This window comes from Pseudomonas sp. 102515 (assembly GCF_031085165.1).
Lineage (GTDB): Bacteria > Pseudomonadota > Gammaproteobacteria > Pseudomonadales > Pseudomonadaceae > Chryseomonas.
The window spans coordinates 41051-52073 of record NZ_JAVHTY010000005.1; the positions used below are offsets into that span (position 1 = coordinate 41051).

At 67.7% G+C, this 11023-nt stretch carries 10 protein-coding genes; all 10 read right to left on the reverse strand.

Features of this window, described 5'->3' with window-relative positions:
• Window positions 1-44: 44 nt before the first annotated feature.
• Window positions 45-1004, reverse strand: coding sequence for a glycosyltransferase (locus RCF34_RS18820; protein WP_308709540.1), 960 nt, complete (start codon window positions 1002-1004; stop codon window positions 45-47).
• A complete protein-coding gene (locus RCF34_RS18825) occupies window positions 1001-2134 on the reverse strand; it encodes a glycosyltransferase (RefSeq protein WP_308709541.1) in 1134 nt (377 codons plus the stop codon). The genes RCF34_RS18820 and RCF34_RS18825 overlap by 4 nt, the downstream gene beginning before the upstream one ends.
• On the reverse strand, window positions 2131-3873 hold the full coding sequence (locus RCF34_RS18830) for a carbamoyltransferase (protein WP_308709542.1): 1743 nt from the start codon (window positions 3871-3873) through the stop codon (window positions 2131-2133). Before RCF34_RS18830 ends, RCF34_RS18825 begins: the two co-directional genes overlap by 4 nt.
• Window positions 3874-4058: 185 nt before the next feature.
• Complete coding sequence (locus RCF34_RS18835; RefSeq protein ID WP_308709543.1) at window positions 4059-5480, reverse strand: lipopolysaccharide kinase InaA family protein; 1422 nt, start codon at window positions 5478-5480, stop codon at window positions 4059-4061.
• Entirely contained in the window at window positions 5477-6232 is a 756-nt protein-coding gene (locus RCF34_RS18840) for a lipopolysaccharide kinase InaA family protein (RefSeq protein WP_308709544.1), read from the reverse strand. Before RCF34_RS18840 ends, RCF34_RS18835 begins: the two co-directional genes overlap by 4 nt.
• Window positions 6229-6960, reverse strand: a complete 732-nt coding sequence (locus tag RCF34_RS18845) for a lipopolysaccharide kinase InaA family protein (protein ID WP_308709545.1) — start codon at window positions 6958-6960, stop codon at window positions 6229-6231. The genes RCF34_RS18840 and RCF34_RS18845 overlap by 4 nt, the downstream gene beginning before the upstream one ends.
• On the reverse strand, window positions 6960-7766 hold the full coding sequence (rfaP, locus tag RCF34_RS18850; protein ID WP_308709546.1) for a lipopolysaccharide core heptose(I) kinase RfaP: 807 nt from the start codon (window positions 7764-7766) through the stop codon (window positions 6960-6962). Before rfaP ends, RCF34_RS18845 begins: the two co-directional genes overlap by 1 nt.
• A complete protein-coding gene (locus RCF34_RS18855; protein WP_308709547.1) occupies window positions 7763-8881 on the reverse strand; it encodes a glycosyltransferase family 4 protein in 1119 nt (372 codons plus the stop codon). The genes rfaP and RCF34_RS18855 overlap by 4 nt, the downstream gene beginning before the upstream one ends.
• Window positions 8878-9885 (reverse strand): lipopolysaccharide heptosyltransferase I, encoded by a 1008-nt coding sequence (gene waaC, locus RCF34_RS18860; RefSeq protein WP_308709548.1) that lies wholly within the window; start codon window positions 9883-9885, stop codon window positions 8878-8880. The genes RCF34_RS18855 and waaC overlap by 4 nt, the downstream gene beginning before the upstream one ends.
• Complete coding sequence (gene waaF / locus RCF34_RS18865) at window positions 9886-10920, reverse strand: lipopolysaccharide heptosyltransferase II (protein WP_308709549.1); 1035 nt, start codon at window positions 10918-10920, stop codon at window positions 9886-9888.
• Between the last annotated feature and the right edge of the window lie 103 nt (window positions 10921-11023).

An 11023-nucleotide genomic window follows, 5' to 3' on the forward strand; every position in this document is an offset into this window, starting at 1 on the left:
CCCTTTCTGCCAGTTGAGTCGAAAGCCGGACCTCAGGCAGCGCATCAGCGTCCCAGCCTGCCGAGCAGGCGGTGCAGGAACCCCGGAGCGACTGCCGGTCGCAGCGCTGGGGTTATAGCCGAAACGATACGCTCACCCAAGTGGCCGAAAGCGAAAGAGTGACGCGCCAGCGCCTCTCCCGCCCTGGCAATGGCCGCAGCGTGCGCCGGATCGCCTCGCAACCGGGCGAGTTTCTCGCGCAATTCGTCCAGCGAGCGATAGAGCACCACGTTGACGCCATCCTCGAAACCCAGCGCCCGGTTCTCCTCTTCACCCTGGTCGTAGGTGAAGAGCACGCAGCCGCAGGCCATGGCCTCGAAGTTCTTGATCATGTATTCGCCCATGCCGACATCGGCGCCGACGAAGAAGCGGATGCGATTGAGGGTCTGCAGGTACTCGTCGCCCGAGCGGGTCTTGGTGATCAGCAGCGGCTCGACCCTGGCCAGGTCTTCCAGCAGCTGCTTGCGTCCGCTGTAGGCCACGCTGCCGAGGCTGCCGACGAAGCCCAGTTCGATGTCGCGTGCGAGACCCAGATCGCGCAGACGGCTGTCGTCGTAGCCCTTGGGCACGAAGTGGGCGTCCACCCCCTCCTCCTGCAGCCGCCGCGCCACGCCAGCGCCGGAGACCAGCACCCGGACGTGGGGCATGGCCCGGTAGTAGCGGCTGAATTTGCCGGTGTACTTGCAGGGGATGAAATTCTGGTAGGCGTCGTGTTCCAGCTCCACCAGGTTGGGCAGGCTGCGGATGAAGGCGACCTGCCTGAGCTGCTTCTTGAATCTGAGGAACAGCAGGATACGGTCGTATTGCTCGGGTCGGGGCACGGTGCGACGGAAATAGCCGCGCAGATCGGCCTGTTCCTCGTCGCTCAGCCAGCGCAGGTCGCACTCGCAGTGGGCGGCGATGCTGGCATAGAAATGGTCCAGCAGGATGCGTTGCTCCTTCTGGACCAGGAACAGGACGTTCACGGCGCCGGGGCCTTGAAGGCGGCGACCATCGGCAGGCGCCAGAAGTCGCGGCGCACGGCCTCGTCGGAGAAGCGTTCGGCCAGGCGCTCGCGCATGTGCTGCACGCAGGCGCGTCGCTGGCTGGGCGCCAGCCGGCCGAGGTGCTGCAGGCCCTGGCCGAGGGCGTCGGCGTCGCCCAGGGGGAAAAGGAAGCCTACCCCCTCAACGATCTCCCGGGCGCCGCCGCAGGAGGTGGCGATCAGGGGGACGCCGGCGGCCATGGCCTCCAGCAGGACCATGCCGAAGGGTTCGTGGTCAGAACTCAGGGCGAAGACGTCGAAGGCCTTGAAGTAGCGCCGGGCGCCTTCCACCTGGCCGAGGAACAGCACCCGGTCGGCGATGGCCAGTTCGCGGGCCAGGTCCTTGAGGTCTTCTTCCAGGCGGCCCTTGCCGAGGATCGCCAGCAGGGCATTGGCCGGCAGATTTGGCAAGGCAGCGGCGAAGCCGCGCAGCAGGGTGGCCTGGTCCTTGTCCGGATGCAGGCGGCCGACGTTGCCGACGATCCAGGCGTCATGGGGCAGCTTGAGCTCGGCGCGGGCCTGGTCGGCCGGCAAGAGTTCGCGCTCCACCGCCTCGACGTCCAGGCGGTTGTAGAGGGTCTCGATGCGCTCGGCCGGCCAGTCCTTGAGGCGCTGGCGAATCTCGTCGCGCACCGCGTCGGAGACCGCCAGCAGGGTCAGGCGCTTGCTCATCAGCTTGGCGAACAGCCGCCGGCCGAGCCGGTCGTAATCGCCAAAGGCATGGTGCACGCCGATCACCGGCAGGTTGGTGGCCAGGCAGGCGATCCAGATCGGCTTGAATCTATGGGCGATGACGAAGCGGATGCCCCGCGAACGGACGATCTCGCGCAGCGCCTGGATGGCGCCGAGCTTGAGCCCGCGCACGTCCCTGGAGGAGTACTCCAGGAACAGCACCTCGTCGCTGCCGCAGCCGGCCGCCACCTCGGCGTCGGCGGTGCCGGTGAGAAAGACCGTGGTGACGCGATAGCCGCTGCCCGCGAAGAGGCTGGCGGTCTGGCGGGCGCAGTCGAGGAAGGGACCGTCGTAGCCGTGACAGAACTGCAGCACCCGCGGTTCGGCGGAACGCGTCATACGCCAGCCCCCTCCTTGACCACCAGGATGTCTTCCATGATCAGGTACTGCAGATCCGAGCCGAAGAACATGTTCAGGGCGTCGGTGGGCGAGCAGACCATGGGTTCGCCGCGGCGGTTGAGCGAGGTGTTGAGGGAAACGCCATTGCCGGTGAGCTTTTCCAGCTCGACCATGAGGTCGTACCAGCGCGGATTGTGCCGACGCTCCAGCACCTGGGCACGGGAGGTGCCGTCTTCGTGGACCACCTCGGGCACCCGGCTCTTCCACTCTTCGTTGACCTCGAAGGTAAAGGTCATGAAGGGCGAGGGATGGTCGACCTTGAGCATCTGCGGCGCCACGGTGTCGAGCATGGACGGGCAGAATGGCCGCCAGCGCTCGCGAAACTTGATCTGGGCGTTGATGCGATCGGCCACGCCCGGCACGCTGGGGCAGCCGATGATGGACCGACCGCCCAGGGCGCGCGGACCGAATTCCAGGCGACCCTGGAACCAGGCCACCGGATTGCCGGCCACCATGATCTCGGCGATGCGCTGGGGCATGTTGTCGATCCGCTCCCACTTGGGTGCGTTGGGATGACGGGCGCAGGCGGCGATGACGTCTTCGTTGCTGTAGCCGGGGCCGAGATAGACGTGCTCCATCTTCTCCACCGGCACGCCACGGGCATGGGAAACGTAGGCGGCAGCGCCGACGGCGGTGCCGGCGTCGCCCGAGGCGGGCTGGACGAACAGCTCCTTGACCTCGGGACGGGCGATGATCTTCTGGTTGAGCTTGACGTTGAGCGCGCAGCCGCCGGCGAAGGCGAGCTTGCCGGTCTGGCGGATGATGTCGCCCAGGTAGTAGTCCATCATCTCCAGCGCCAGGCGCTCGAACAGCGCCTGCATGCTGGCGGCGTAGTGGATGTAGGGATCGTCGGCGATGTCGCCTTCACGCTTGGGCCCCAGCCACTCGATCAGCTTGGGCGAGAAGTAGTAGCCCTTGCCCTTTTCCTTGTAGCGACGGAAGCCGATGACGTTGGCGTAGTCGGTATTGATGATCAGCTCGCCATTCTCGAATTTCGCCAGGCGCGAGAAATCGTACTTGCTGGCGTCGCCATAGGGCGCCATGCCCATGACCTTGAATTCGCCATCGAGCATCTCGAAACCGAGGAATTCGGTGAGGGCGCCATAGAGACCACCCAGGGAGTCCGGATCGTAGAACTCCTTGATCTTGTGGATCTTGCCGTTCTCGCCGTAGCCAAAGAAGGTGGTGGCGTATTCGCCCTTGCCGTCGATGCCGAGGATCGCGGTCTTCTCGCTGAAACCCGAGCAGTGATAGGCACTGGAGGCATGGGCCAGGTGGTGCTCGACGGCTTCCAGCTTGACCTTCTTCAGGTCGAAGCCGAGCTGCACCAGGCACCATTCGATGCGCTTCTGGTAGCGGTGGTAGCGACGATTGCCGAACAGGATGGCGTCCAGGGCGCGATCCGGCGCATAGGCATAGCGCTTGGCGTAGTGCCAGCGGGCTTCGCCGAAGAGACTGATGGGCGCATAGGGAATGGCCACCACGTCGACATCGGCGGGGCTGATCCCGGCCTGTTCCAGGCAGAACTTGGCCGACTCGTAGGGCATGCGATTCTTGGCATGCTTGTCGCGCACGAAGCGTTCTTCTTCCACCGCGGCGATCAGCTTGCCGTCGATATAGAGCGCGGCGGAGGGATCGTGGCTGAGGGCGCCGGACAGGCCAAGGACGGTCAGGGACACAGGTAAAGCCTCTGTACAGGGCGAAGCCAGAGGAGTTCGCCGGGGTTTCGCGAGGCCGCTGCAGGCCCGCCTCGCCTCAAAAACGGCGAATTATAGCCGTTCAGGCAGGCCACGGGTAATGGCCGCACGCCGAGCGGGGCCTAGCGCACGGCGATTCAGCCCCGGTACAGACGGCAGGTCGGCGATCAGGCTGGCGGCAGGCGCTCGTCGAGCAGGCGATGCAGGGCGCTGTCGGCCGGCCAGTTGCGCAGCAGCCGGGCGCGGTCGCGGGCATAGGCGGCGGCGTAAGCACGGTCGCTGGCATGGGCCTGGAGGGCGTCGAGGTCGATCACCAGCCAGCGACCTTCATGCCAGATCAGGTTGGTGCCCTTGAAATCGCCATGGCCGAGGCGCTCGCGACGCAGGGCCTCGACCAGCGCCAGCAGGGCGTCCAGCTCGGCCACGGGCGGCGTGGAATCCACATAGGGGGCGAAGCGCTCCAGCAGATTGGGGCCCTCGACGAAGGGCGTCACCAGATAGGCGCGGCCGCGCAGGCCGAGGAAGCGGCGCTCGCGCACGGCCAGGGGCTCGGGGGTGGGAATGCCGAGGAAAAGCAGGCGATGGCCTTCGCGCCAGCTGTGCCAGGCCCGGCTCGGTCGCCAGAAGCGCGTCAGCCAGTGGCCGAAGCCCTTGATGTTGTATCTCTTGAGCACCAGGTCCTGGTCCTGCCACTGCACATGGGCCACGGTGGCGGCGCCGCCGTCCTTGAAGGTCGGCAGACCGGCCAGGGCCGCATCGGGATCGGCCAGCAGGCCTTCCAGGCGACTCAGCCAGCTACGGCGCACGGCGATCAGGCCGAAGGCGCTACGGGTGACGGCGAACAGGGTGCATTCCCGGCCGCTCTTCTTGAGGTAGTCAGCCAGGCGCCAGCGACGAATCTCGGCGGTTCGCGCCAGCAAGGCCTCCAGGCGCAGGGCGTGTTCGGCATTGACCAGCAGGTAGTGGATCAACAGCTCTTCCAGCTGGGCATCCAGGGTGGCGGGCAGCTGGGCGAAGAACACCGCCAGATTCTCCTGTACCCGTGCCTGGGATAGCGGCTGGCCGACGGTCTCGGCCTGGATGTCCGCCGCGTCTATGACCAGCGCCGCGCCGTCCTTGACCAGCAGGTTGTCCAGATGCAGATCGGCCTGCCAGAGGCCCTGGGCATGCAGGCGCGCCAGGGTGGCGAGGGCCGCGCCGAGCAATGCGTCCTGTGCTGGCGACAGGGGCGGTTCGGTGGCGATCCGCTGCCAGAGTTGCTCGACGCTGGGCGCCGTCTCGATGAAGTCGAACAGCAGCCAGGCGCCCTGCCCGCTCGTCTCGCCGCTGTCGAGCAGTGCCGGGGTCGGTGCTGCGGCGGCCGCCAGCAGGCGACAGCCCTCGCGCTCGCGGGCGAATTGCCGCGCGGCGCGCGCGCCCACCAGCAGCTTGGCCAGCACCCGCCGGCCCTGCCAGCGGGCCTCGCCGACATAGCGCTGATCGGGCAGCACCCTGAGCAGCGACAGCAGTTCCAACTCGCCACTGGGCAGTTCGATCCGCAGCGGCAGGGTCGGCGCGCGGCCGGCCTTGGTCAGTTGCTCCAGGGTCATGCCTTGCGCTCCTTGTGACGGCGACGCCCGGCCAGACGCCGACTCCAGTCGCGCACGGCGACGCTGTCCAGCGGCTGGTCCAGATAACTCGCCAGCAGGCGGGCGATGTCCGGCTCGCTCCATTGCGGCGCGCGGCGCAGCAGGGGTTCGAGATCGCGCAGGCGATCGCGCCGGCCGAACAGCAGCGGCCGGGTCTTTTCCAGATCGATCAGCCGCGCGGCCAGGCTTTCGCCCTGACGCTGCAGGAACAGATGCTTGGGATAGAAGCAGCCGTGCACCTGGCCGGCGCCGTGCAGCTGGCGAGCCAGTTCGCCGACGGCGACCAGCACCGCCTGGCGCTCCTCGGGGGCCAGGTGCGCCCAGACGCGCAGCCAGCTGTCGAGATCGCGCCAGTCATCCAGCGCCCGGGTCAGCAGGATGGCGCGCCAACCCTGGTCATCGCGGCGCTCGCCATAGTAGGCCAGCTCCAGCGCGGGGATGCCGCGCTCGGCATAACGGCGGATGTTGCGGCTCTCGCGGGCGAAGGTCGGCTCGCCCAGGGGGCGGGCCAGAGTGCGGGTCAGGTAGTCGCGCTGGCGCTTGAGGTAGTAGCCGCGGCCGGCCACGTCCAGGCGAAACACCTGGCTGAAGCCGCCACGCCCTTGGTTGGGTTCATCCACCGCCGTCAGGTCCAGCGCCCACAGCGCCTCGAAACTGTCCAGGCCATGGCTGGCCAGCACGGCCCGGTCCGCGGCCGCCCACCCCTCGTTCATTCCCGCCCCTTGAAATAGTCCAGCACCTCGCGGATGCGCCCCTTGTCGTTGTCGCTGAGGCGCGCGCGGCCGCGGTATTGCAGATAGAACCTGAGGCGCTGGGTGCGCGACAGCTGGTACTTGGCCACCTTGTCCAGGCAGGCCAGGTCCTTGACGATGCGCCAGCGCAGCCAGTGGCCGACCCAGAAGGCGCCGCCCGGGCAATCGATGAAATAGAGCACGCCCTGGCCATCCACCAGCAGGTTGCGCCACTTGAGATCGTTGTGGACGAAATGGTGGTCGTGCAGGGTGCGGGTCGCCGCGGCCAGCTGGCGGCTGACGTTGTCCACCCAGACCCGGTCGCGCAGCCGCGGATCCTCGCGCCTGGCCAGTTCGGCCAGGTCCAGGGTGTTGGGAATCTCGCGGGTGACCATGGCGCCCCGGGCGAAGCCCCGTGGCGAGCGCTCCATGCCCCAGGCCACCACCGGCGCGGTGGCGATGCCCCACTTGGCGAAGCGCTTGAGATTCTGCCATTCGGCTTTGACCCGTGGCCGCCCGACATAGCGCCGCAGCCCCTTGCCGGCGCCGTGGTAGCGCTTGACGTAGTAGCGGATGCCGTCGCGCTCGATGCGCACCACTTCCGACAGCGGATCGCTGGTCAGGCGTTCGCCGGCCAGGGCGAACACAGCGTCCAGCGTCGCGAATTCGGGCAAGTGGGCGACGCTGGAATCAATGCGCCAGTCAGCCATCAGAGCCGGTCCCCGTAGCGTTCCTTGCGCTCCAGCAAGGCGGCGGCCTTGCGTTCCAGGCGCGCCAGCAGCGGGGTCTCGTCACGCAGGATCTCGCGCAGCGGGCGCTGGAAGTAACCGCGCAGGAAGCGCAGGAAGTCGCGCTGGGTCAGACCGATCCCCAGGGCGGAGAAATACAGCCCGGCCAGGTCCTTGTCGCGCCAGCGCCGGGACACCTGGGCGCGGCACTGGGCACGGTGCAGGTCGATCAGCCAGAGTTGCAGATTAGCCACGGTGACCGGCTGGGCGGTGTCGAGCAGGAAATGACAGATGTAGCAGTCGCGATGGTTGACGCCAGCGCGGTGCATGGCACCGGTCATGCGCGCCACCTCGGCGATCAGCGCCCGCTTGAGTGCCGGCTCGGGCGGCTGCCGCACCCAATCGAGACTGAAGTCTTCGAGGCTGACGGTGGGCGCCAGCTCTTCGGTGATGATGAAGGAATGCTGGGTCGCCGGATTGACGCCGCGCTCGCCAAAGGCCACCGCGGTCATGGTCGGCACGCCGACCTGGTGCAGGCGCTCGATGGCCTGCCATTCCTGGCGTGCTCCCAGCACCGGCTGCTTGGCCTGCAGCAGATTCTTGGCGATCTCGCCCCAGCCGATGCCACGGTGGATCTTGACGAAATAACCCCGTCCCGCCACCTCGGTGCGCAGGGTGCGGCGCCCGTCCAGTTCACGATAGACCTGGCCCTGCAGGGCCTCCACGGCGACGAAGGGATCCTGGCCGGCCCAGAGGCTGGCGAAGGGCTCACGCAATTCCAGGGTCATGCCACCCCCAGGATGACATCGGCGGCGCGCTCGGGCAGCGAATAGAGATCGGCACTGTCGGCGAAAGCCAGGCCATTGCGACCCTGCACCGCCCGGCGCTCGGGATCGGCCAGCAGCTCGGTCAGCATTCGGTCCAGGGTCTCCTGAGCGAAGGGCGACGGCACCACCACGCCGGCGCGGGCCTCGTCGATGTAGTGGGCATAGCCGCAGACGTCGGTGACCAGCACCGGCAGCCCGGCGACCAGCGCCTCCAGCAGCACGGTGCCGGTGTTCTCGTTGTAGGCCGGATGGATCAGCAGATCGGCGCCGAGCAGGAAGCGCGGGATGTCGCTGCGCCCCTTGAGGATCTGGACCCGCTCGCTCACGCCCAGCGCCTTGGCCTGCAGCAGGAAGGGCTTGGGATCATCCTGGCCGATGGCGAACAGCCGGGTGCGCTTGCGCAACTCCTTAGGCAAAGAGGCCATGGCGCGCAGGCTGCGATCCAGGCCCTTGGTCTTGAAGCCGGAGCCGATCTGCACCAGGAGCAGCTCGCCCTCCTCCAGTCCGAATTCGCGCCGGAAGTCGGCGCGGATCTCGGCGGCGTTGGCCGGCGCGCGGCGATCGGCGGCGATGCCCGGCGGCAGGAGGTGGAAGCGCGGCGCCGGCGTGCCGTAGTGCTTGACGAACAGCGGCTGCTGCACCTCGGAGATCATCAGGATCTCGGTCGACGACTCGGGTGCGAACACCGCGCGCTCGTATTCGGCGAAGTGCCGATAGCGACCCCACTGGCGATAGAGCGGATTGCGCAGGGTCTGGGCCTTGTCCTCGAAACAGGGATCGGCGGCGTAGTAGACGTCCAGTCCCGGCATCTTGTTGAAGCCGATCACCCGGCCCACCGGATCGCGGGCGAGGTCGGCCTGCAGCCAGGCGTGGAATTTCTCGTTGCGCCGGTGATTGAACAGGGCGCTGACCCTGGCCACCCGCACGTCGAAGCCCTCCGGCACCGGGCCTTCCCAGATCAGGGTGTAGACGCGGATGGCGTGGCCCCGGCGCTGGCACTCCTGGGCGATGCGCAGGAAGTCCCGCTGCAGGCCGCCAAAGGGAAAGTACTTGTAGAGCACGAAAGCCAGGGTCATGCGGGGAGGTCTTCCAACAGCAGGGTTTCCAGTTCCAGTTCGACCCGCTCCGGGGTCAGGGCGGCGAGACTGGCCGATGGCTGGTCGCGCGGCTCATCGGTGCCGTCCAGCCCCACGGCGCTCAGGTGCACCTGGGAGCGTCCATAGGCGCCGACCTTCTTCGGACTGGTCGGGCCATAGAGCGACACGGTGGGCACGTCCAGGGCCGCGGCCAGGTGGCCGAGGCCGGTATCCACCGCTACGCAGGCACGGGCGCCGGCCAGCACCTTGGCCACCCCGGCGAGATTCAGTCGCGGCAGCACCTGGACGCCATCCAGGCCTTCGGCGATGCGTTCGGCACGGGCATGTTCCACCTCGTTGCCCCACAGCAGTCGCACCGGCCAGTCCAGCTGGCTCATGCGCTCGGCCAGTTCGCGCCAGTGGGTCTCGGGCCAGTGCTTGCTGACCCAGGTGGTGCCGTGCAGGAACACCACATAGGGCGTCTCGTTGGGGCCGGCCAGGCGTTGCCGATCCAGGCCGTAGTCACCCACGCCTGCCGGCAGCGGATAGTCCAGGACCTGGGCGAACAGCTGGCGGATCCGCTCCAGGGCGTGTTGCCCCTTGGCGACGTGGTAGCGCTCGTCATAGAAGCGGCTGGCCAGGGGCTCGCGGGCGGAGTTACGGTCCAGACCGGCCACCGGCGCTTCGGCGTAGCGGGTCAGCCAGGCGCTCTTGAGCAGACCCTGGGCATCGATCACCCGGTCATAGCGCTGCTCGCGTACCCGATCCTTGAATTCGCCCCATTCGCCACTGGCCCAGGCGGAAAAGGGCTGCTTGCGCCAGCGGCGCAGGGCCACCGGGATCACCTGGCTCACGGCCGGGTGCCAGGCGGGAATCTCGGCGAAGCCCTCCTCCACCACCCAGTCGAAGCAGATACCAGGGATGGCCCGGGCCGCATCGGTCAGGGCCGGCAGGGTATGGATGACATCGCCCAGGGAGGAGGTCTTGATCAGCAGCACGCGCATCTAGCCCACCTCGACCGGATCGGCGACCAGGCGGCCGAGCGCCTCCTGCACCAGGCTCGGCTGCAGCAGGCGCAGGCAATCGTAATGGCCGAAGCGGCAGGTACGGTCGAAGCAGGGACTGCACTCCAGGCCCAGGCGCACCACCTCGACCTGACTGGCCAGCGGTGGCGTGAAGCCCGGCGAGGTGGAGCCATAGACCGCCACCAGCGGGCGATCCAGGGCGGCGGCCACGTGCATCAGGCCGGAATCGTTGCTGATGACCGCGCTCGCACAGGAGAGCAGGTCGATGGCCTCGGCCAGGGAGGTACGCCCGGCGAGGTTACAGACATCTTCTTCGAAGCCAGGGGTGACCCATTCGCGGATCTCTTCGCCACCCGGGGCATCCTTCTGTGAACCGAACAGCCAGACCTGCCAGCCCTGACGCAGTCGGGCATCGGCCACGGCGGCATAGTGCTCGGCCGGCCAGCGCTTGGCCTCGCCGAACTCGGCGCCCGGGCAGAGCGCCAGCACCGGCCGGTCCAGGCTCAGGCCGAAGCGCTCCAGGGCGGCGTCGCGGCTGGCCGGGTCGATGGCCAGACGTGGCTTAGGATAGGGTTTGGGCAACTCCGCACCGGGCGCGTAGGCCAGCGCCATGAAGCGCTCGATCATCAGCGGATAGCGCGCCTTGTCCAGGGTACGGATGTCGTTGAGCAGGCCGAATCTCATCTCGCCGCGCCAGCCGGTGCGCTTGGGGATGCCGGCGAAATAGGGCACCAGCGCCGATTTCAGCGAGTTGGGCAGGAGGATCGCCTGGTCATAGCGGCCGCGCAGCTCCTGACCGATGCGCCGGCGCGTGGCCAGCTCGAAGGCGCCATGGCCGAGGGGAAAGCTCAGGGCTTCGCGCACCTCGGGCATGCGCTCGAGCAACGGGCGACTCCACTCGGGGGCGAGGACGTCGATCTGGCAGTCGGGGTGCTGGCGCTTGAGGCAGACGAAGAGGGTCTGCGCCATCACCATGTCGCCGACCCAACTGGGTCCGATGATCAGAATATTCATGCTGGAAGGCGATCGGCACCTAGCGGGTGGCCGACTCCCACTCCCCCAGGCCCGGCCTGATCGAAAGCTCGCGCACGGACATCGACATCTTGCCTCTCCTTAC